Origin of the sequence: Nitrosomonas ureae (genome assembly GCF_001455205.1) — a bacterium.
Taxonomy (GTDB): Bacteria; Pseudomonadota; Gammaproteobacteria; order Burkholderiales; family Nitrosomonadaceae; genus Nitrosomonas; species Nitrosomonas ureae.
In genome coordinates, this window is the sequence record NZ_CP013341.1 from 1,372,831 (window position 1) to 1,393,897 (window position 21,067).

At 45.4% G+C, this 21,067-nt stretch carries 21 protein-coding genes; 9 read left to right on the plus strand and 12 right to left on the minus strand.

Going from position 1 to position 21,067, the window contains the following annotated elements; translation table 11 throughout:
* The first annotated feature begins 10 nt into the window (after positions 1–10).
* The 5 genes from ATY38_RS06255 to ATY38_RS06275 all read left to right on the plus strand — a co-directional run bounded on the left by ATY38_RS06255 (position 11) and on the right by ATY38_RS06275 (position 4,541).
* Complete coding sequence (locus ATY38_RS06255; RefSeq protein ID WP_062558554.1) at positions 11–700, plus strand: response regulator transcription factor; 690 nt, start codon at positions 11–13, stop codon at positions 698–700.
* Complete coding sequence (locus tag ATY38_RS06260) at positions 681–1,955, plus strand: sensor histidine kinase (protein WP_062558555.1); 1,275 nt, start codon at positions 681–683, stop codon at positions 1,953–1,955. The genes ATY38_RS06255 and ATY38_RS06260 overlap by 20 nt, the downstream gene beginning before the upstream one ends.
* 301 nt (positions 1,956–2,256) lie before the next feature.
* Complete coding sequence (locus ATY38_RS06265; protein ID WP_062558556.1) at positions 2,257–3,213, plus strand: sodium-dependent bicarbonate transport family permease; 957 nt, start codon at positions 2,257–2,259, stop codon at positions 3,211–3,213.
* Between the two features lie 48 nt (positions 3,214–3,261).
* Complete coding sequence (locus ATY38_RS06270) at positions 3,262–3,579, plus strand: P-II family nitrogen regulator (RefSeq protein ID WP_062560123.1); 318 nt, start codon at positions 3,262–3,264, stop codon at positions 3,577–3,579.
* A gap of 167 nt (positions 3,580–3,746) precedes the next feature.
* Positions 3,747–4,541, plus strand: coding sequence for a lysophospholipid acyltransferase family protein (locus tag ATY38_RS06275; RefSeq protein WP_062558557.1), 795 nt, complete (start codon positions 3,747–3,749; stop codon positions 4,539–4,541).
* Here ATY38_RS06275 and ATY38_RS06280 read toward each other — a convergent pair.
* The 3 genes from ATY38_RS06280 to ATY38_RS06290 are packed head-to-tail and all read right to left on the minus strand — an operon-like array spanning position 4,492 to position 6,562.
* Positions 4,492–5,295 (minus strand): symmetrical bis(5'-nucleosyl)-tetraphosphatase, encoded by an 804-nt coding sequence (locus ATY38_RS06280; protein ID WP_062558558.1) that lies wholly within the window; start codon positions 5,293–5,295, stop codon positions 4,492–4,494. The two genes, ATY38_RS06275 and ATY38_RS06280, sit on opposite strands and share 50 nt — an antisense overlap.
* A gap of 6 nt (positions 5,296–5,301) precedes the next feature.
* Positions 5,302–6,108 (minus strand): 4-hydroxy-tetrahydrodipicolinate reductase, encoded by an 807-nt coding sequence (gene dapB, locus ATY38_RS06285; protein ID WP_062558559.1) that lies wholly within the window; start codon positions 6,106–6,108, stop codon positions 5,302–5,304.
* 52 nt (positions 6,109–6,160) lie between these two features.
* Positions 6,161–6,562 (minus strand): outer membrane protein assembly factor BamE, encoded by a 402-nt coding sequence (locus ATY38_RS06290; RefSeq protein ID WP_062558560.1) that lies wholly within the window; start codon positions 6,560–6,562, stop codon positions 6,161–6,163.
* Positions 6,563–6,637: 75 nt separating this feature from the next.
* Between ATY38_RS06290 and fur the strand changes: the two genes are divergently transcribed.
* Together fur and ATY38_RS06300 are read left to right on the plus strand one after the other, a co-directional pair.
* On the plus strand, positions 6,638–7,078 hold the full coding sequence (gene fur / locus ATY38_RS06295) for a ferric iron uptake transcriptional regulator (protein WP_062558561.1): 441 nt from the start codon (positions 6,638–6,640) through the stop codon (positions 7,076–7,078).
* 56 nt (positions 7,079–7,134) lie between these two features.
* A complete protein-coding gene (locus ATY38_RS06300; protein WP_062558562.1) occupies positions 7,135–8,355 on the plus strand; it encodes a lytic murein transglycosylase in 1,221 nt (406 codons plus the stop codon).
* A 39-nt stretch (positions 8,356–8,394) separates the two neighbouring features.
* Here ATY38_RS06300 and ATY38_RS06305 read toward each other — a convergent pair whose 3' ends face one another.
* Positions 8,395–9,381 carry a malate dehydrogenase gene (locus tag ATY38_RS06305; protein WP_062558563.1) on the minus strand — a complete coding sequence of 329 codons (987 nt, stop codon included), beginning with the start codon at positions 9,379–9,381 and terminating at the stop codon, positions 8,395–8,397.
* A gap of 421 nt (positions 9,382–9,802) precedes the next feature.
* Here ATY38_RS06305 and ATY38_RS06310 point away from each other — a divergent pair, with 421 nt between their 5' ends.
* Positions 9,803–10,348, plus strand: a complete 546-nt coding sequence (locus ATY38_RS06310) for a glycine zipper family protein (RefSeq protein WP_062558564.1) — start codon at positions 9,803–9,805, stop codon at positions 10,346–10,348.
* 102 nt (positions 10,349–10,450) lie between these two features.
* Here the strand turns inward: ATY38_RS06310 and ATY38_RS06315 are convergent, their stop codons facing one another.
* The 6 genes from ATY38_RS06315 to ATY38_RS06340 all read right to left on the minus strand — a co-directional run bounded on the left by ATY38_RS06315 (position 10,451) and on the right by ATY38_RS06340 (position 16,492).
* Positions 10,451–11,002, minus strand: coding sequence for a hypothetical protein (locus tag ATY38_RS06315; protein ID WP_062558565.1), 552 nt, complete (start codon positions 11,000–11,002; stop codon positions 10,451–10,453).
* Positions 11,003–11,116: 114 nt separating this feature from the next.
* Complete coding sequence (locus ATY38_RS06320) at positions 11,117–11,926, minus strand: methane monooxygenase/ammonia monooxygenase subunit C (RefSeq protein WP_062558566.1); 810 nt, start codon at positions 11,924–11,926, stop codon at positions 11,117–11,119.
* 264 nt (positions 11,927–12,190) lie between these two features.
* Complete coding sequence (locus ATY38_RS06325; protein ID WP_062558567.1) at positions 12,191–13,015, minus strand: metallophosphoesterase family protein; 825 nt, start codon at positions 13,013–13,015, stop codon at positions 12,191–12,193.
* Between the two features lie 11 nt (positions 13,016–13,026).
* Positions 13,027–14,010: a diacylglycerol/lipid kinase family protein gene (locus ATY38_RS06330; protein WP_235590409.1), complete on the minus strand. Its 984-nt coding sequence runs from the start codon at positions 14,008–14,010 to the stop codon at positions 13,027–13,029.
* Between the two features lie 325 nt (positions 14,011–14,335).
* Positions 14,336–14,968 (minus strand): response regulator transcription factor, encoded by a 633-nt coding sequence (locus ATY38_RS06335; protein WP_062558568.1) that lies wholly within the window; start codon positions 14,966–14,968, stop codon positions 14,336–14,338.
* A 9-nt stretch (positions 14,969–14,977) separates the two neighbouring features.
* Positions 14,978–16,492 (minus strand): sensor histidine kinase, encoded by a 1,515-nt coding sequence (locus ATY38_RS06340; RefSeq protein WP_062558569.1) that lies wholly within the window; start codon positions 16,490–16,492, stop codon positions 14,978–14,980.
* 325 nt (positions 16,493–16,817) lie between these two features.
* On the opposite strand from ATY38_RS06340, the gene ATY38_RS06345 reads away from it, so the two are divergent.
* The gene (locus ATY38_RS06345; protein ID WP_062558570.1) at positions 16,818–17,813 is read left to right on the plus strand and encodes a hypothetical protein; all 996 of its coding nucleotides are present in this window, start codon (positions 16,818–16,820) and stop codon (positions 17,811–17,813) included.
* A gap of 283 nt (positions 17,814–18,096) precedes the next feature.
* Here ATY38_RS06345 and ATY38_RS06350 read toward each other — a convergent pair whose 3' ends face one another.
* Together ATY38_RS06350 and tyrS are read right to left on the minus strand one after the other, a co-directional pair.
* Complete coding sequence (locus ATY38_RS06350; protein ID WP_062558571.1) at positions 18,097–19,470, minus strand: DEAD/DEAH box helicase; 1,374 nt, start codon at positions 19,468–19,470, stop codon at positions 18,097–18,099.
* 270 nt (positions 19,471–19,740) lie between these two features.
* Entirely contained in the window at positions 19,741–20,943 is a 1,203-nt protein-coding gene (gene tyrS / locus ATY38_RS06355) for a tyrosine--tRNA ligase (RefSeq protein ID WP_062558572.1), read from the minus strand.
* Positions 20,944–21,067 lie beyond the last annotated feature (124 nt).

Genomic DNA, 21,067 nt, shown 5'->3' on the forward strand with positions numbered 1-21,067 from the left:
GGAAGAAATTATGCATATTTTGATTATTGAGGATGATTTGGCGATTGCAGCCAATCTGTATGATTTTCTGGAATCCAGAGGACATACTGCGGATGCCGCTGCAAATGGTGTCGCGGGACTGCATTTGGCGGTGACGCAGCGGTTTGATGCAATTTTGCTTGATTTGGGCTTGCCGAGCATGAATGGTATGACGCTGTGCCGGAAGCTGCGCCAGGAATCTCAGATTGATACACCTATTTTGATGCTGACTGCACGTGATACGTTGGAGGATAAACTGGCAGGTTTTGAGCAAGGAGCGGATGATTATTTGATTAAACCTTTTGCGCTAAAAGAGGTGGAAGCCCGCTTGTTGGCGCTACATAAAAGGCATCTCGGTAAGGTCGCGAATCGTACATTAGAATTCGACAAGCTTACTTTTGACCCTAAGACATTGTCTATTCGCTTTGAAAACAAGAATGTGAAGCTTCCGCCCAAGTGTATACGTTTACTGGCGTTGATGATGAGTGAGCCGGGCAAGGTGTTCAGTCGCGAGGAACTTGAAATGGAGGCATGGGAGGATGTTCAGGAAACCAGCGATACATTGCGCAGTCACATGCATATTTTACGGCGTGCTTTAACCAAGGCGGGCGGTTATGATCCAATTGAAACGGTTCATGGTCTTGGTTATTGCTTGACATCTCGTGCTCAGATTTCCAAATGAACATAGCCTGCGCTATCGCGTTGCAGTAGCGCTATCAACATTTAGTATTTTTATTGTTGGAACGCTGTGCATTATTCTTTATTTTGTTTCCGACGATATTGAAGAGGCGCATATTGAGCAAGTCATTGAGATGGAGATGGATCATCTCGTCCAGCGCTACCAGATACACTCGGATTTTATTTCCCAGGTCGGTTCAAATCTTAAAAGCTATGTAATCCACGGTATGGATGACGAATTGCAGATTCCTGCTTATTTGCGTGGATTTAGTTCGGGCTATCATCGGATTTACTATGGTCTTGAAAATTACCATATTCGTGTGCGTGTAATCGATGAAGTAAAGTTTCTTGTGGCCTATCGAATTGCGTTGCATCAGCAGCGATTAAGCAAACTCAGATTGATCATCCTGGTTTCATGGTTTATTGTCGTTGCCATTGCGTTTTTAGTGGGTTATCTGCTGGCCGGAGTACTGGTTAAGCAGGTTACGGATTTGGCTGAACGGGTCAGTCAGCTTGCAACGGATAGCGCTCAAACCGGGTTGCTGGCGCAACCGGATATGGATGAAGAAGTTGCACAGCTTGCTCACGCATTGGATGATTATCAGAGTCGTATTAAACGCATGCTGCAACGTGAGCAGGAATTCACCGCTAATGTTAGTCATGAATTAAGAACGCCGATTACAACCATTCTAACCAGTTGTGAATTGTTGGTTGCCACGCCCGATATGCCCACCAGATCGCATTACCGAATAAAAATGATCGAAGCGGCTGCCACACGCATGGGTGAGCAATTACAGGCTTTATTGTTTCTCGCACGAGAACAAGGATTAGGGGTTACAGAACCCGTGGCCGTGGCCGAGTGTGTTTTTGATGCGGTCGAACCGATCTGCTCCGAAATTTATCGGAAAAAACTGAAATTTGAAGTGAACATTGCGCCCTCGATTACAATTATAGTCAATCGTCAGGCATTGCATACTGCATTAATGAATCTGCTGCGCAATGCCGTGCAATACACTGAAAACGGTTTTATCCGGGTTGAATTCAATAATCGTCGCCTATCGATTTCAGATTCGGGTATTGGAATAGAGCCTGCGTATTTGCCCTTACTCTATGAACGTTTTTTTCGCGGTTCCGAGCAGGGGGAAGGATTAGGTATCGGGCTTGCGATTGTTAAACGAATCTGCAATTACTACAACTGGGGTATTGAGGTGGATAGCACACCCGGAAAAGGTACCACGTTCCATATTATTTTTCCTTAATAATTGGATAGATAGTCTTCTGTCACCTTCACGAATTCTTCACATTTCTTGTGTTAACGTTTCTTTGTGAAGAGCAATTCAATCACGGGTTTCAAGAATTAAGAAGAGTGTTCCTTATCGTCCCCTACATCAAACTAGGTGGTTACGTTTCGTAGAATCTCGGTTAAAAATTGAATTTCCCAAAAACCTTTTGGCTTCTGGGGCTTTTTTATTCCGAATTCACGTTACCTTAAAGAATATGGTAGTAGAAGAATTTTTATAAACAAGAATTATATCTAATCAATAAATTAGGGAGTATTGCATGGCAACTATACAACCAGTAGTTTTGTTTTTTGTATTCGGGGTCTTGGCGGGTGTAATCAAGTCTGACCTGAAAATACCCGAGGCGTTATATAAGAGTTTGAGCTTGTTTCTGCTAATCGCCATTGGTTTTAAAGGCGGGGTATCGATGTCCAAGTATGAAATCATGGAGGTTTTGCCCATTGCTTCTGCTATGGTTGTCTTAGCAGCGCTGATTCCGTTGACGGCTTATCCGATTTTAAGATTTATCGGTAAATTCACTCAGGCGGATGCGGGCGCGATTTCCGCGCACTATGGCTCGGTGAGTGCGGTGACGTTTGCCGTGGGGGTAGCATTTCTGGCAGCGAAGGATGAGTACTCCGAGGGTTACATGGTGCTGATTATGGCACTGATGGAAATACCGGCCTTGGTGACCGGTACGATCCTGGCGCGTGCCGGTGCGAGTGGTGAGAAAACCCAATGGGGCAAGTTGATGCACGAAATTCTGACCGGTACCAGCCTTTATCTTTTGATAGCCGGTGTGATTATTGGTTATTATGCCGGAATGACGAATAACGTAGCGCCGTTGGATAAAATGTTCATGGACTTGTTCATGGGCGTGTTGGCTTTCTTCCTGTTGGAAATGGGGCTGCTGGCGGCATCAAGGTTGAAAGCCGTTATGGCAAAGGGTGTATTCATAATTACGTTTGGTATACTGTTCCCGATAACAGCCGGATTATTCGGTGCTTACCTGGGTTGGATTTTTGGTTTGTCGGAAGGTGGCACCATGTTATTGGCGGTGTTGTATGCCAGTTGCTCCTATATCGCTGCGCCCGCAGCCATGCGCATTGCGGTTCCGGACGCGGATCCGGCGGTTTCTATAGGTGCTTCACTGGGAGTGACTTTTCCTTTTAATATATTTCTTGGTGTGCCAATATACTGGGAAATGGCGCATTGGTTTCATACCATTCCAGTTTAGAAGATACTGATTTTTTGAATGATTATTGAACTTTCGGGAAAGAAAATTATGAATAATACAATCGCAATGAAACGATTTGAGATCGTTATCGGAATTGAGCAGCTCGAGCAACTGACGGAATTGTTGGATAGGTGCGGGGTGCGGGGTTACACTATTCTTAAGAATGTCGGTGGACTCGGGTCGCGTGGTGTGCGTGATCCTGATGATGTTTTGATGGAAGAAGAGAATGTCATGGTGGTTCTCGCTTGTAAAGATGATCAAACACAAAGGGTCGTTAACGAACTGAGACCGGCACTAAAAGGTTTTGGTGGAATGTGCTTGATCTCGGATTGTCTCTGGCTCGAAGGACCGGCTATTTCCTATTAATATCCTGCTTTATAGATAGTAGAGATATCATTATCTGGATGCTGTAATACGCGCGTATATTGTCTTTGCGCGCATTACAGCATCTGATTTTGCTGCAATAGAAATTGGTTGATTGGTTGTGGCTGCTTCCGTCGTCAGAAATAGTTCTGTCGCTTATCACACTCTTCATGCAAAAAAATACCCCGCTATTGTTGCGCTTCATTCGCCTGATCCGCTTGCTGTTTCATGTCGTCTCAGGTTTATTGCAATCGGTGGTTTATCCTTATTTTCCCCTGCCTATTCAACGTAAATTGATGCAGCGATGGGCAAGCGGGTTATTGTCTGTGTTGGAAATCAGGTTGCAATGTCATGGAAGATTACCTACTGCGGAAATTCCATGTGTGTTGTTGGTTGCTAATCACGTATCCTGGCTGGATGTTTGTGTGTTGATGGCAGTTTGTCCTACTCGCTTTGTGGCTAAGGCGGAAATTAACCGGTGGCCGATTTTAGGGCGGTTGAGCAGAAATGTCGGCACGTTGTTTATTGAGCGCGCAAAACGTGCCGATACCTTGCGCATCAATCAACAAATCAGTGAAGTGCTGGAAAGAGGGGAGCGGGTTACGGTATTTCCGGAGGGAACGACAACCGATGGTACCCACTTAAATCATTTTCATGCGTCGTTACTGCAATCGGCTGTAATAACCGACGCATTGCTTTACCCTGTCGCTATCGGATATCGCAATAGTGCCGGTGAGATTTGCCAAGAGGCAGCCTATATAGAGTCGTCGCTGGTTTTGTCATTGCAAAAAATACTGAGTCAAACAAGAATTGATGCAGAGCTGACTTTTAATTTACCGACTTCATGCGGTACCAAGAATCGTCGTGAATTGGCGCGATTATCAGAACAAGCGATCGCCGATACCTTGTCGTTGCCTATTGCACACAAGAAAGTTGAAAAACTCTCCGATCTTCCAGGCGAATAGCAGTGAGTTGTCCGCCCCAAACACAACCCGTATCCAATGCGATTATATTGTCTGTTATGTGTAAACCCAGTGCTGACCAATGACCGCAAATAATGGTGGTATTCTGACTGACCCGGTTGGGGACATTAAACCATGGGAAATAGCCGGACGGTACGGATTGCAAATTTCCTTTATAAGTGAAGTTCATTTTACCTTCTGATGTGCATACCCGCATTCGTGTCATTGCGTTAACAATAACCCGCAGGCGCAGGTAATCAGCCCATTCATCTTGCCAGTAATTGGGTTCGTCGCCATACATTCGTGAGAGCAGCTCTTGAGCATTATCTTGTTGCAAGGCACATTCGACTTCACGAGCTAATTGTTCCGCTTGTGAAATTGACCAAGACGGCAATAAACCCGCATGTACCATGGCATATTGGCCTTCGGAGTGAAATAATTTTTGGTGTCGCAACCAATGTAGCAATTCTTCCCGATCAGGCGCATCAAGAATCGGTTGAATGGTGTCATTGGAGAGGTTTTTTGCTTCTCTTGCGGCAACTGTCAGCAGATGTAAATCATGATTTCCCAACACCATCAGTATGGCATCACCAGCTTGTTTAATATAACGCAATAGTGACAATGAATCCGGACCGCGATTGACGATATCTCCCACCAGCCATAATCGGTCCTGCATGGGGTCAAACCGAATCAAATCAATCAGTCGCTGAAATTCGGTAAAGCATCCTTGTAAGTCACCAATTGCATAGGTTGCCATAAGATGTTAACGCAAGCTTAATACATCCTGCATATCGAATAATCCGTTGGGTTTATCAATCAGAAAACGCGCTGCGCGCAATGCGCCCATGGCGAAAGTCATGCGGTTGCTGGCTTTATGCGAAATTTCCACACGTTCACCGATGCCGGCAAACATCGCAGTATGATCACCTACAATGTCTCCTGCTCGAATGGTTGCAAAACCGATGGTCTCCGGTTTTCTTTCACCCGTCACGCCTTCGCGTCCGTAAACCGCTACTTGACTTAAATCCCTTTGTAAAGTTTGCGCGATTACTTCTCCCATGCGTAAAGCAGTACCGGACGGCGCATCGACTTTATGTCGATGATGAGCTTCGATTATTTCAATATCATAGCCTTCATTCAGTGCTTTTGCGGCAATTTCCAATAATTTGAAAGTGACATTCACGCCGACACTCATATTGGGTGCGAATACAATGGCAATATCTTTTGCTGCTGCCTCAAGCTGGTTCTTTTCTTCGACTGAAAAACCGGTTGTGCCAATTACCATTTTTACCCCTATTTTCCGGCAAATAGAAAGGTGTGCCAGAGTACCCGCGGGTCGAGTGAAGTCAATCAGGTGATCACAATCCGTTAAGGCGCTTGCAAAGTCACTGACAATCGGGATGCCGCAAGGTGTTCCTATTAATTCCCCTGCATCCTTGTTCAAGTAAGGACTGCCTGTTCTATCCAATGCGGCTGTTAATCGCATATCCGGTGCCTGTGTCACGGCTTCGAGCAGTGTGCGACCCATACGCCCGGAGCAGCCGGCGATTGCAATTTTTTGAATGGTCATTTTATTCCTGCAATGATTTTGGATTTAATAATTAATTGCCAATCTTGTTGAGCTATTGTTTTACCTCGTCATTTGATTGGGTTTCATTTTTATCAGAGTCACGCTGATCGGGTTTGGTTTTTGTGGTTTCTTGCGAAAATTGCATATAGTTTTCGATATTGATTAGAGTGTCATTTTCAAAAAAAAGCGTTAGCCGTTTATGCTCAATTAGGTCTCCTTTCTCCCGCATCAAATAAACATAATCCCATCGATTCTCACGGAAAGCATCAACGATTAATGGAGAGCCCATCACAAAGAGTACTTGGGATTTGGTCATGCCGAGTGTTAATTTTTCCAGCATTTCATCTGAAACAACATTACCTTGCTGCACATCAATTCTGTATAGAATATGGGGGAGGAATGAGCATCCGGTGAATAGGAGGAAAATAAGCAGTGCGGAAAATTTTACAGCCATTTTATGAATAGTATGTTTTCAAAGTGAGCACAGCACTATATGATACAGTAAATAATTTTCCGGATAGAAATAACCATGAGTAGCTCCGACAGTCTCAAAAGTATAGATCTTAAAAATACCGGTCTAAAAACTACGTTACCCAGGCTCAAGATATTGAATCTTTTTGAGCAAAGTAGCGTACGGCATTTGTCTGCTGAAGATGTTTATAAAGAGTTGCTTACTGAAGGTGAGGATATTGGGTTGGCGACTGTATATCGTGTACTCACGCAGTTTGAACAGGCTGGCCTGCTTGAACGGCATCACTTTGAAAGTGGTAAAGCGGTATTTGAATTAAAGGGAAACGGCCATCATGATCACTTAGTTTGTTTGCAATGCGGACGCGTAGAGGAATTCTTTGATTCTGAAATAGAGAAGCGCCAATTAAATATTGCAAAAGAACGCGGATTTACTCTACAAGAACATTCGCTATCACTTTATGCCGACTGTATTAAACTCAATTGTCCGCATAAGAAATAAACCATGCTGGCGATTGCCGCACCAGCGGTCTTAATCATTTTATTTTGGCGTAAAGTATGACTCGTAAGAAATTCTGTTTAAGTGTTGTTGTTCTGGTAGCAGAGTTGATTTCCTTGTCATTCGCTTATGCTGATACTGTCAGTTTTGGCGAATGCATTTCCAGAATGAAGATTCTGGCTAGATCAGAGGGCATTTCAGACAGAACGGCGAATCAAGTATTAGATAAGGTCAAACACCTTCCGCGTGTCATTGAACTGGACAGGCGACAACCTGAATTTACACAAACATTTTCGGGTTACTTTAATACGCGCATCAATGATGAGCGTATTAAACGCGGTCGAGCATTATTGACACAATACCGCCCATTATTGGAGAGAATTCAATTAGAAACAGGTATTCCGGCGCAATATCTGGTTTCATTCTGGGGATTGGAAACTAATTATGGCGGATATTTTGGGGATTGGCTGGTAACGGATTCTTTGGCCACATTAGCTTGTGATCCGCGTCGAAGTACCTTTTTTACGCAGGAGTTGCTCAATGCGATGCGGATCCTGGATGCGGGAGATATCTCCCATGAGCGGATGATCGGTTCCTGGGCGGGCGCTATGGGTCATATGCAATTTATGCCCTCGACTTTCTTGAGCTATGCTAAGGATGTCGATGGTGACGGACGTCGGGATTTATGGGGTAGTATTCCGGATGCCATGGGATCGGCCGCGAATTTTTTGCGGCAACTGGGCTGGACGCCAGGATTAGATTGGGGACAGGAAGTTCGATTACCACCATCATTTGATTATGGGTTAGCTGGCCGCGATCAAATGTTGAGCCTGGCAACGTGGGCAAAGCTGGGGGTTACTACAACTTCTGGATCGCCTGTAGCATCGACAGAGCAAAAGTTTGCCCTGCTTGTACCTTCCGGTCATCAGGGGCCGGCTTTTTTGGTTTCAAAGAATTTTCACGTCATCATGCGCTGGAATCGTTCCGAGTTTTACGCATTATCGGTGGGTCATTTGGCGGATCGTATTGCAGGTGCAGCTGCATTGCATCGCATACCTCCGAGTGATACTGATAAAATATCCCGCGAGCAAGTACGCCAGCTTCAGCTGGATTTATTGGCTTTAGGCATTGATTCAGGCGAAGTCGATGGCATATTGGGTTCAACAACTCGCAAAGCAATCAGTCGCTTTCAGCAAAAAACGCAGCGTATTGCAGATGGGCATTTGGATATCGCTTTATTAACTGCAATTCGTCAAGCAGCCAGTGTGGTGTCTCGTTAGGAATCATTAATAACGAGTTCTATGCAGCATGCCCGGTTTCTAAGTCAGAAGGTGCTTGATGGCTTCTTGTTCCGCAATCAATTCTCGATAACTTTGTTGCATTTTTGCTTGATCTGATTGATTGGTTTCCAGATTCTCAACGATTCTGTATTGACCGTTCTGACAGGTGGCGGGAAAGCTGTAGATGACTCCGCTCGGAATACCATAGCATCCATTCGAAGGTACGCCCATCGATATCCAATCACCTTCTCGCGTACCGAAAATCCAGTCCTGCATATGATTAATAATAGCGTTGGCTGCACTCGCTGCACTGGATTTGCCACGACGTGCTTCGATAATTGCTGCACCACGTTTTTGCACTACTGGAATAAAGTGATTTTCTACCCACGTAGAATCATTGATTAACGAGGGAACTTTATCGTTTCCTACTGTTGCGTGACTTAGATCAGGAAATTGCGTGTTTGAGTGATTTCCCCAAACGATAATTCGTTTAACATCTGATACGGGCACTTGAAGTTTAAGCGCAACTTGTGACAACGCGCGATTGTGATCCAATCTTAGCATCGCAGAAAAGTTTCCTGGATCAAGATCGGGTGCATTTTTTAAAGCAATGTAAGCATTCGTATTGGCCGGGTTGCCAACGACTAATACTTTGACATTGCGCTTGGCAGCTGAATTAAGTGCTTTTCCTTGTGAAATGAATATAGGGCTGTTGGCTGCAAGAAGATCCTTGCGTTCCATATTTTCTCCACGTGGCCGCGCGCCCACCAGTAAAGCAATATCTGCGTTTTCGAATGCAACCTCAGGATTGTCAGTGGTGATGATTCCGGTTAGTAGGGGGAAAGCGCAGTCGTATAACTCCATGACGATGCCGTCAAAGAAAGGCTGGGCTTCAGTAATATCATGTAGTTGCAGAATAACCGGCTGATCTTTACCCAGCATGTCACCTGCTGCAATGCGATATAGTAGGTTATAACAAATCTGTCCGGTTGCACCGGTGACGGCAATACGAATAGGCGATTTCATTTTTTCCAATCCTCGAGAAGCCACCAATAGACTGGAAAATTGGCGGTATATGGGGAATAGTCAGTAAATTATACTTGCAATCAGAGTCTGGCGAAAGAGCAAGTGTATCCAATAATAAGGCGTTCTGTTAGGACAATGATTGCATATCAGAATGCTAATAGGTAGAACATGTGAAATTAATAACGCTGACGGGAAGTAGCTTTTTGTTTCTACTTTTTAAGTATTGAGTATTCAGCATCCATTCAGCTCATATTCAATAGAATCATACAAAACGAACCTACACGGTGGCACATAGTTTTTATTGGAATTATTTGATCCTTGTTTTGATTGTCATGATTTTCAGAAGCTTGAAAGTTGCTATTCATAAAGCTGGATAGAGGTGCTCCTCAATCAACAATGGAATAATGTAAAGAGGTTAAATATGTTAATACTGAGAAATTTGATTGTTATTATGATTGCCGGATTTCTGGTCGCCTGCGTTCATTTGCCAACCGGACCCAGTGTAATGGCATTACCAGGCTCCGGTAAGAACTTTGATCAGTTCCGTTCTGACGAATATATTTGCAAGCAGTATGCGTATGAACAAGTTGAGGGTTACACACCGCGAACTGCATCACGGATGAGCGGTATCGAGAATGCAGCGCTGGGGAGTGGGCTTGGTGCTGCAGCAGGCGCCATTTTAGGAGGTGGACATGGTGCGGCGATCGGGGCTGGGATCGGTCTTTTATTTGGTAGTGTGTTTGGGGCAAGTAATGCGACAGCTTCGGGTTATGCTAGTCAACAGAGATATGACAACAGTTATGTTCAGTGCATGTATGCCAAGGGACACAGCGTTCCTGTCAATGGCAGAGTTATCCATGGTTCCGCGGGTACAAATAGTGTCAGCAGGGCAGCTGTGCCAGCACCGGAAAATTTTGTTCCACCGCCACCGCCGCGCGGTAATCCGCCGCCTCCCCCTCCACGTTGATTCCAGGACTACGTTATTGAAGGATATTCAGTCATGTTCTCAGTGAATGAATATCCTTTTTAATGCCTGTGATATAAGCGTTGATAACAGCCGTCACTATTGTTAATGCTTAATTTGGCGCCGTTTCAGCAGCTTATCTGTAAATAATGCGATTAACAGGAATGCGATGATATAGGGTATAGCAGTAAAGAAAGCCTCCTGATAATTTGTCATCTTTATCCGCAGTGGATATTCATACTGCAAAGGAGGTACGCCTTCTCCTGTTACAAATAGGGTATATTGTCCCTCATCCAGGTTAAATGCGCCCTTGATGATCCCGTCAGAATGATTGGTAGAATATAAAGTTGTTATTGTATCGCTTAGCGCTTGACCGGTACCTCTCACGATTTTGATAGCAATCGGCATATCTCGCAGGGCCTGATCGACAAGATCCAGAACCCACAACGTTTCACCTTCATTTGGAATTTCAGTGCAATATTCCGCTTCCGGGTCGTGGTGAGGTTGATACGTGCTCAGATGTACCATGCTGCCGGAAATATTACGCATGCAAATATCGGATTCCAGGGATACTCTACCGTGAGCGGCGGCTAGGCCAGAATAGAAAACTGCGGTGAGTATGGCGACTGAAATCCATATTTTGATGATTAGTCTCATTCTCTAAACTCCTATACTTTTTGATCAACGATCTGTTTGAGTATTTGATGCAATTTTAATTCCATGATCTGTTGATAACAGATCATGGAATATTATTACAAATGATAAGAAAAATTAAGGAACGATACGATTGTTCAGAATTTCTCTGTTTGCGTTGTTCCAGGTTACATCGGTCAGGTTAGAGTAACGGGTGATAATCTGTGCCGCTATACCACCTGAGAATAATCCCGCCCAGCCCAGAATCACAAAGCCCCAGTGCAACGGCGCGCTAAACAGCTCTTCCATGAACCAGAATGCATGTCCCCATTCGTTCAGCCCTACGTTCGGCAGAATCATCAATGGGCCCGCAATCGCCATTACCAACGGGAAAGATGTGCCGCGGCTATACAATGGCAGACGTGTCATCGCGTACAGGTATGCCGCTACTCCGCATACAATGTACATCGGGAATGAGCCATAAAACACCACTACGTGACTCGGTGTAAAGCTCGTGTCTCGTATAATCACCTGGTGCCAGCTTGCGTCTTGTTCGGTAAAAAAGCTGCCGCCCCAGTAAACACCAAACAAATATACACCCAGCCACATCATCCAGTAAAAATAACGTTTGATCTCAAGCTTGGTGTCCAGATTGTCCAGTTGTTCCTTGGTATCGCGGGTCTTCAGTATCCAGCCCCAGGTTACCAACGCAAACAAAGGCATCAGTGTCATGTGGACGCGCCACAGTCCCATCCATACCTTGTCAAATTCCGGCTCCATCGAGTCCATGCCATGTGAATACGCAAATGTCCTTTGGTACCAGATCCAAAATATCGCTACCAAGAGCATCGTTAACATGCCTATCTTGTAATATTTCGAGTCGTACCACAGCGACATGTCATAGTTGGCGCTCGCTGCGCCGCTAGTTGTGCCATAGGTTGTTGCCATCATATCCTCCATTTGTTTAATCAAAAAATATGCGTAAGTAATTATTTATGATCAATCCATTACGTAATCCTGATTGCATAAATAATCGCTTCTTTACGCAATTAAGAATAGCGCATTAACACTCATTTGCAATGAGGGGATCCCCTCATTTTTGCAAGTACTTTAGTGTCTAGTGTCTTTAACGCCCTTTCAGGTACCGACAATCGTTCCGCTGTGACAAGTAATGGATTTATTGCAAAGCCTCAGAAATTGAATTATTCAATGCTATTCTGCGTGGCGAGAATCGAGTTGCAGAGAATGTGTGTGCTTGAGCGTAAACCTCCGTGTCGTATCGCTGTAGTCCCAACGTTGTACTATAGCTGTGCGAGTTCCATTCGATATACCGGTGCTGCGGACTAGATTGACCGAGTTGTTTGCACCTCTGCGAATCCGGGAAGAGACTGCGGTGCCTGCCTGGGCTGCCCATAATCGACGTGCCAGGCTATCATAGTGCTGATGCAGCGGTACCACGAAAGGTAAATGAATATGTCCGCCCAGAATCATGTCGGCTCCGGCACCAGACCACTCGTATATTGCGGCTTTATGACCATGCAATAAATTCGTTAAATCTTCTTCACATGTCACAGCTACTGGCTGATGCGTGACGACGATGCGCAATTGTTTTGCAGAGGCGCGCCTGAGACGTTGTGCCACGCGCTTGCGTTGATATGCTGAAACCTCCCCATCGACATGGCGCCAACGGCGCGTTGTGTTTACCCCTATAACCAGTAGAAAGGGCGAATCGTACACGGGTTCGAGTTCAGCACCAAAGCTGCGGCAATAGTTGGCGTAAGGGGTGAGTGCGCGGCTCATCAGATTAAACAGCGGAATGTCGTGATTTCCCGGGATAACGAGGGTAGCGGGTGCGCCCAGGCGCTCAACAAATGAACGTGCGGCTTGAAATTGTGAGCGCAGGGCACGTTGCGTAATGTCGCCCGATAGCACCACCAATTCGGGTGGCATTGAGTGGATCAAAGCTTCCAGCGCAGATACCACTTCAGGACGCTCGGTACCGAAATGTAGATCCGAGATTTGCCACAGCATCGCCATCAGGCTGCCAATTACTTTTTTTCAACTGGTGCTGGTTTCAGCAGATATAATGGCTGATCAGCAACGCGAAACTTGATCGGGGAGTGTAGCCGTGTAATTTCTCCGTCGGTTGCGACTTTGATAAATTTACGGCCAAAAAGTAGAGCTGGCTTGACCACGATACTCTGGAACGAGAAGCTTACTACGTGATCGGCTTCACCGAGTTGTCCCAGCGCTCCACGAAAACCAAGCCCTATCATCGTTAAAGTATTAACCGGGCGGATCGCAATTGCGGTGAGTTCGCCATTATCAGCTACGGATGCTTCTTCAATGCCGATCTGTTCCAGTTGTAATCGGTTATTACCGACGAATAACGTCGGTGTAACCAGCGTACTGACTTTTCCCTTATACTCGATCGTCAGATTTAACCGGCGATGATAATGCAGTACCGTGTACAAGCCCGATAGCCATGCTACCCAGCGATTGCGACCGAGTTTCCGTTTGTAAGTTTCGCGATCTTCGAGCACTTGCGGATACAGCCCTAAACTGGCGTTAACCAGAAACACACGGTCATTGACCAAACCGACTTGTATCGGGTAGGCCAACGGACTTAACAATACACGGGTAGCCTCGATTGTATTTTCAGGCAGGTTATGTGTCCGTCCGAAGTAATTGAAAGTGCCTTGAGGGATAATGCCAAAAGGGCAACCGCTACCTAAAGTGGCTTGTGCCATGGCATTAATGGTTCCGTCCCCACCGGCAGCCACTACCACGCCGTTGTGCTCGCGTGCGCGGCGAACGGTATCACGTGCTACATCCGCGATCGTTTCGGCACGAGTCACCAAAGATAACTCGAATTTACGACCTGCCTGCTTCAGCTCGGTTTCAATGATTTCACGGACAGTGACAGCCTCATCACTGCCGGACGCTGCGTTCAGCACGATAAAAAGCGGGGCGGCGGGATCAACGCTAATCGGGTTCATGGCGTCATTCTGATACTGTTCAGGCTTATGCATGGGTGTGGGTTATCTTCCTATAATTTTTATTATCAGTACGATACATTATTTATATTCATAAGACAGTTTTCCAAATTTGATCGGATAATGAACGGAACAGTAACTTTTTGTTTTAAGAATATCTCCTGTACTGAAATCCGTATGTACGCAAGCCAACAGAATTTGAATAGTTTTAATAATTTTTCGTACCACCAAAGGTATTAAGGTCTCATCGCGCTGCTATGGCTAGAGCAATCATCTTTCCACACTATGAAACGACGATAAAGCTGCAAGTCAGGAAAAGTCAATGTATTGTGGCGCAAGGAAAATCAGCGGGCAAAGGATTTTATGAATATTGCCCGCGTAATCGCAGTGCAAAATTGATCAGACTATTCGGTCCGCTAAGATTGAGTTTGCGCGAAATGTTGACGCGATGATTTTCAATGGTTTTCTGACTTACAGACAGCTTTTGAGCAATTTGCGGTGTGGTGAATCCTTCGGAAATTTTTGTCAGTACCTTGCGTTCTGTTTTTGTGAGGACGAGTATGTTATCCAGTGCGATTTCTATCGATTTATCGCGTTCATTTTGCGTATTAAGTGTTTTTGCTAATTTCTCAATTCTTGCTTTGATGCTGTTAATTAATTCTTCTTTAGTGAATGGCTTGGTTAGATAGTCATCCGCGCCCATGTTCATGCCCGTGCGGGTATCGGAGCGAGTCGATTTTGCCGTGAGGAAAATAAATGCAGTGGATAATAACTGGGATGATTGTTTTAATCGGGTCAGCACGTCGAAACCATCAATTCCTGGAAGCATGATGTCGCAAATGATGATATTGGGAATTAACTCCAGTGCGGCTTTTACTCCATCTTCACCGGAAGGGGCGCTGATTACCCGATAACCATAATGCCGGATAATTTCGGAGATATTTTCGCGTAACGATTTTTCGTCTTCAATGATAAGAATTAATGTGTTGTGCATTGTCGCAGCTCATATTGGCAGTCGGATAGTTACTGTGCAACCGCTATCGAGCTGACTCTCGAAATTGATATTTCCACCGTGAAGTACGATGAGCTTCTTTGCGATCATCAAACCCAGCCCGCTGCCGGGAAAAATTTTGGCATTGGATGCGCGGAAAAATGATTGAAACAGGAAGGGCTGATCTTTTTCCGGAATACCGATGCCCTGATCCCTTACCGTTATGAAAAAAGTATCGTCCTGAAAGCTTACACTTAGGTTGGGCGATGGTTTTTGTTCTGAATATTTAAATGCATTTGAAACAATATTGCGCAAAACATTCCGCAGCAGAATCTCATCCATGCTGATGATCCGATCGGGTGCATTAAACCGGTAATCGAGTTTTCTCTGCTGACCATTCGGTTCCGCATTGGCTGCGACGAAAGCATCCATGAACTGTTTGAATGAAAGATTCTTTTTCGACAATTCGATTTTGCCTTCGTCAATACGCCCGATATCTAAAATATTCTCCATGAGCTCGGTCATGCGCGTCGTCTCCTCGGCCATGATAGCTTTATGTTTGCGGAACAGCGCGATGAAGTCAGCCCCAAGATGGGCTGATTCCATTTTTAGATCCAGCAAATCAACGCTGGAACGGATAGTGGCCAGCGGCGTGCGAAATTGGTGTGATGCTAGATTAACAACTTGCGTTTTAAATCGATTCAGCTCGCGTTCCTTTTCCATCGCTTTTTGCAGCCGTTGCTCGGCCATTTTTATCAGCGTGATGTCATTTTCTACGGCCACATAATTGATCAGTTTTCCTAAGTCATCGTATACCGCGGCGATATTCAGGTAGAGCCAGATTTTCTCGCCACTTTTGGTGTAATTGAGAATTTCACCGGAGAATGTGCCGGTATTCTTCAACGAGCGGGCGATTTCGTGAATGGTTACGCGGGAAGTTTCCGGGCCTTGGAGAAAAGCGGCCGGATCAATCCCCATCACTTCCTCAGCTTTATAACCCAGAATTTCTTCAAAACTATGGTTGATCCAGATAATTTTTCTCTCGGGATCGGTAATCATGACAATGCCATTGGTTTTTTCAGCGACATAGGCCATGCGCTGTAACTCCAATTCATTCTCCTTTCTGGCCGTGATATTTTGTAACACCCCGTACAAACCGATGATGTCTCCAGCGGTATCGAGCATAGGATAGAGCGTCGTGGTGTGCCATTTGACTCTGCCATCCGGCATGTTTACCAGAAATTCTTCACTTTGCTCTTCTTTATGGATTGTGACCCGGGCAATCAAAGCGCGCATTTTTTCTTTCTCAGGTTCGGAATAGTAAGTATCCCCAAGTAAATGGGAACACTCGAAATCTTTTCCGACTTCATAAAATTGATAAAGATATTCCGACCAGACCGTAAAGTTTGTAGAGAACGTGTGGCACCAATCCCCTATTTCCGCAGCTTTGCTGAGCAGGTGCAATCGTTTTTGCTGGGACTCAAACGAATCGAAAGATTTCAGGTTCAAGCCGGATCTGGAATTCATGGCAATCAGGTAACTCTAGTGGGTTAGTCATCAAGGTAGCGGAATGAATATCTGATACCTTCAGCGGCGACAAAGTGCCAGAAATAACGTGCGCATGACTTACTCTGTCAGCAAACCATATGAGGTATCGGGTAAAAGATTACAATGATCAGCATGATTTGGCAAAACAAGTTTGTAGATAAGATATTGCTATTCACGTGATACACCGTAAATGTGCATATTAAGTCTGTTCATTTACGCTGCAGGCAATGTGGGTAGTTATTGCTTGCATCTGTTTAGCTTGGCGTTTTAGAATTCTTGGCAACTTACCAAACTGGAGAAAGTGGTGAAATCAAATGGCACGCGCACCAAGAAAGTACTTGTTGATGGTTCATTTGAAGCTCTCAAACTAGTTGGGCTTCACAGAACCGATACTGCGGTTGTTGTGTTATCGTGGATGATCTTGTGTATTATTTTAAGCATCCTGCTTAGCGAACTTTGGAAAAGCAATCCACAGTTAATATTGCTTATTCTTTTAATTTGCCTCTTATTTGTGGCAGCACCTATAGCAATTTACCATGCCTTTCGACATACATCGCAAATGGCATCACATGATTCCATAGACTTCACGAGTGAACTAAAGCTAAGGCGTTTATATAGGTTAAAGCCAGTTACAAGTCAACTGGATTTGGATGAAGCCCACAAGATTACGGGAAAGATTTTCGAGTCTCGTCACCCTGATTATGAACGTGTAAACAAATGTTATGAGGGTTTTAGTGCAATCTATACAATACTTCTTCTCAAGAAGGCTGACAAACCATCTAAGTTTACCTATATGGGATGTGAAACTATTGGTTTTGCCTCAGTGTGGCCACTAACTGATGAGGCTGGGAATGCAATGCGATCCGGACAGCTTGATGAAGAAGAAATTGAAATTTCACATTTCACGTCTAGCGAAGCGGTATCTAGATTCATTTATATGCCAGCCATTGCAACATTGGAGGCAAAAAATACGGAGGTAGTCTCGAGTCTTTTAACAAGGTCTGCTTTTTCCTCTACAATCTTAAGGATTGGTCTGCTCGATTTGCTTATCGACAGGTATTTTGTTGATGATAAGCCACGAAAGTTGATTATAGATTTTTGGACTGAAAAAGGAAAAAATGAAGCGATGCAATTGCTGAAGTATCTTTCTAATAAGACTGTGGAAGTTGCTCAAAACATTCGTCATCCAGAAGAAGAGATCGTTACATTAACGGTTTGCGCGGCGGATCTAGTAAGGGCTCGTTATTTTCTAATTCGACGGTTCGCTGGCCTACGTTCCACTCTTGGGTGTTTCGACTGATATAGTCAACTATGGAGCAGTCACAGAGTCAGGTTGTGAAATCTAGAAAATCACAAAAATTATCGATGAATTAGGTATGTGTTTGGTTCGGTGAATTTGGTGTGCGCGCAGATGAAATGCACCTTTACAGACAGCTTCGGAAGTGACGCCTAAATTTTATTCCAGACGATCGCGCTTTGTTGCTTAGATCAGGGATCATATGTTTTCTTAACAGCTTGAGCTGTACTACATGTATCGCGCATTGCCCTGAATAAATCCGGGCAATGCGGGTTTTCACAAGCAATTACTTAGCGCGCGCAGCCTGGTAGCTGGCCCTGTTACCGTTACTATTCCGAAAAGAATTTCCGCGATTGTCGGGGCCGAGGGTGCGAGTACGCTGTCCATTGCGGTTTCTGCCGGATTCACCCGGTGCACCGAAGCTTGGGCGACTGTCAAAGCCCGAGAAAGGCGCGCGTTTGCGTTTTTGCGTAACGTTGGGTGTTGTGCCTCTGGCGCCATTGCCTTGGAAGCGTGGCTTGATGCGCGGCTCAAGGCCGACGATGATATGCGACGTAATGCGTTGCCCGGTGTAACGTTCGATTTTTGACAGGTGCATGCTATCTTTCACGGATGCGAATGAAACGGCCACACCCGCCGCACCTGCGCGGCCTGTACGGCCAATGCGATGAACATAATCCTCGGCGAATTTGGGTAAGTCAAAATTGATGACGTGCGTGATATCGGCGACGTCGATGCCGCGGGCGGCGACATCGGTTGCGACCAATACGCGCAGGCCGCCATTGCGCAGACGGGTTAAGGTGCGGGTACGCTCACGCTGATTCATATCGCCATGGAGGGCGGCGGCGGCATAGCCCTGCGCAAACAAGGTGTCGGCCAAGGAATCGGCATCGCGCTTGGTGGCGGTGAAAACGATGGCTTGTTTTAATGTCTCGTCGCGCAACACATGATTAAGCAAACGGTTTTTGTGCGACATGTCGTCGGCATAATGCAGCCGCTGTTCGATATTATCGAGTCTGGATTTAGGCGATGAGACTTGAATGCGTTTGGGTGTTTTTAATAATTTTGCGGCAACTTTGTCGATCGCGTTGTCCAGCGTGGCGGAAAACAGCAATGTTTGCCGGGTGGCCGGTGTGGCGGCTGCGATGGTTTCGACATCTTCAATGAAACCCATATCCAGCATGCGATCGGCTTCGTCCAGCACAAGCATTTGCAGGCGTTTGAAGTCGATGCGTCCGCGTTGAATATGATCAATCAATCGTCCGGGTGTGGCTACCAGAATATCAACCGGTTGTGACAGCAATTTGTTCTGCAATGGATAGGGCATGCCACCCAGAATGCTCACCACGTTGATGCGCGGTAAATACTTGCCGTATTTTTTTGCGGCTTCGGATACTTGCAATGCCAGTTCGCGGGTCGGGGTCAACACCAGAACGCGCGGGCCGCGGCTGCGAATTTGTGACGGTGTTGCCAGTGTATGTAATGCCGGTAACATGAATGCAGCGGTTTTTCCGGTACCTGTTTGCGCGGAAGCCATGATATCGTGGCCGGCGATTAATTCGGGTACGGCTTGTTGTTGAATCGGTGTTGGGGTGGTATACCCCGCTTCTTGAATTGCTTTAAGTATCGAGGGGTGTAAATTTAATTCTTCAAAAGACACGTTATTTTCCTAAAAAATACAGACAATGAAACACACAGGCATCATAAATTTGCATGCCACGAATGTGAATTGTGCGAAACCTTGTCAGCGCGTTAAAAAGCATCGCCGCTAACCATAGTTGTTGCACTTTTTCGGAAAAAACTTGAAAAATTGGGAAGGTCAGGAACGATGAAGCCATGCAAAGTTGATCAAGAAACGACTCTGTTCAACTTTGAGCCGCGAAGTATACTGGATTTCGCCAGGTACTGCAATTGTTTGCGCCAATGTTTTTTATTGAATGATGGCTTTGGCAAATTTTCGTTTGCCGACCTGTATCACAACAGATGTGCCACGCATTATTTGCGTCGATTTGTCGGTCACTTTCTCATTATTCAATCTGACGGCGCCTTGCTCGATCATACGCAGTGCCTCGCTGGTACTGACGGTCAATTCCGTCTGTTTTAATACTTGCACCAACGGTATTTCGTTGTCCGGAGTTTGGATTATTTTTTCCGGAATATCTTCAGGCAATGCGCCGTGTTTAAACCGTGCTTCAAAGTCAGCCAGCGCAGCCTCAGCGCTAGCTTGATTGTGGAAACGGGCAACCATTTCCTGTGCCAGCATTACTTTGATATCGCGCGGATTGCGACCTGCCGCAACTTCTTCGCGCCATTTCTGAATGGTTTGTAACGATTCAAAGGACAGTAATTCCAGGTAACGCCACATCAGTTGATCCGAAACCGACATTAACTTGCCGAAAATTTCGGTCGGGCTTTCGGTGATGCCGACATAATTGTTTAAGGATTTGGACATTTTGTTCACGCCATCCAATCCTTCCAGAAGCGGCATGGTAAGAATGCATTGTTGCGCTTGTCCGAAATGTTTTTGTAGTTCCCGTCCCATCAATAGATTGAATTTTTGATCGGTGCCGCCCAATTCCAGGTCTGCCTTAAGTGCGACAGAATCGTAACCCTGGATCAAAGGATACAGAAATTCATGTATGGCAATCGCTTGGTTATTGCGATAGCGTTTGTCGAAATCATCTCGTTCCAGCATGCGCGCAACGGTATGCGTCGCAGCCAGTTTGATCAGATTCGCGGCGTCCATTTTGCCCATCCAGGTGGAATTAAACACCACTTCGGTCTGATCCGGATTTAAAATTTTAAAGACCTGCGCGGTATAGGATTGCGCATTCTCTGCAACTTGTTCCCGAGTGAGGGGTGGGCGGGTGCAGTTTTTCCCGCTGGGATCTCCGATCATGCCGGTGAAATCGCCGATGAGAAACAGAATATGGTGTCCCATATCTTGCAGTTGGCGCAGTTTATTCAATAAGACCGTATGACCCAGATGCAGATCCGGTGCTGTTGGGTCGAACCCGGCTTTAACACGCATGGGATGCCCGGAAACAAGCTTGGTTTCGAGCTCGGTTTCGACCAATAGCTCTTGACTGCCGCGTTTTATGATTTCAAGTTGTGATTTTATGGATGTGTTCACGATGGGGGTGAGCTTGTAATTTTATTTGATATGAAATTCTGAGCTGCTTATTTAGGTCATTTTTAGTCGTTTTTTGGTACATATTGACTATTTTCATGTTAAACTCGCGCCTGTCTTGTTACAT

Bases quoted from the DNA above. Each gene is read 5' to 3' on its own strand.
- ATY38_RS06310 (WP_062558564.1), top strand. From the start codon at position 9,803: ATGTTAATACTGAGAAATTTGATTGTTATTATGATTGCCGGATTTCTG.
- ATY38_RS06270 (WP_062560123.1), top strand. From the start codon at position 3,262: ATGAATAATACAATCGCAATGAAACGATTTGAGATCGTTATCGGAATT.
- ATY38_RS06300 (WP_062558562.1), top strand. From the start codon at position 7,135: ATGACTCGTAAGAAATTCTGTTTAAGTGTTGTTGTTCTGGTAGCAGAG.
- ATY38_RS06280 (WP_062558558.1), bottom strand. From the start codon at position 5,295: ATGGCAACCTATGCAATTGGTGACTTACAAGGATGCTTTACCGAATTT.
- ATY38_RS06305 (WP_062558563.1), bottom strand. From the start codon at position 9,381: ATGAAATCGCCTATTCGTATTGCCGTCACCGGTGCAACCGGACAGATT.
- ATY38_RS06290 (WP_062558560.1), bottom strand. From the start codon at position 6,562: ATGGCTGTAAAATTTTCCGCACTGCTTATTTTCCTCCTATTCACCGGA.
- ATY38_RS06340 (WP_062558569.1), bottom strand. From the start codon at position 16,492: ATGAATTCCAGATCCGGCTTGAACCTGAAATCTTTCGATTCGTTTGAG.
- ATY38_RS06320 (WP_062558566.1), bottom strand. From the start codon at position 11,926: ATGGCAACAACCTATGGCACAACTAGCGGCGCAGCGAGCGCCAACTAT.
- dapB (WP_062558559.1), bottom strand. From the start codon at position 6,108: ATGACCATTCAAAAAATTGCAATCGCCGGCTGCTCCGGGCGTATGGGT.
- ATY38_RS06255 (WP_062558554.1), top strand. From the start codon at position 11: ATGCATATTTTGATTATTGAGGATGATTTGGCGATTGCAGCCAATCTG.
- ATY38_RS06315 (WP_062558565.1), bottom strand. From the start codon at position 11,002: ATGAGACTAATCATCAAAATATGGATTTCAGTCGCCATACTCACCGCA.
- ATY38_RS06275 (WP_062558557.1), top strand. From the start codon at position 3,747: ATGCAAAAAAATACCCCGCTATTGTTGCGCTTCATTCGCCTGATCCGC.
- ATY38_RS06335 (WP_062558568.1), bottom strand. From the start codon at position 14,968: ATGCACAACACATTAATTCTTATCATTGAAGACGAAAAATCGTTACGC.
- fur (WP_062558561.1), top strand. From the start codon at position 6,638: ATGAGTAGCTCCGACAGTCTCAAAAGTATAGATCTTAAAAATACCGGT.
- ATY38_RS06325 (WP_062558567.1), bottom strand. From the start codon at position 13,015: ATGGCGATGCTGTGGCAAATCTCGGATCTACATTTCGGTACCGAGCGT.
- ATY38_RS06265 (WP_062558556.1), top strand. From the start codon at position 2,257: ATGGCAACTATACAACCAGTAGTTTTGTTTTTTGTATTCGGGGTCTTG.
- ATY38_RS06330 (WP_235590409.1), bottom strand. From the start codon at position 14,010: ATGCATAAGCCTGAACAGTATCAGAATGACGCCATGAACCCGATTAGC.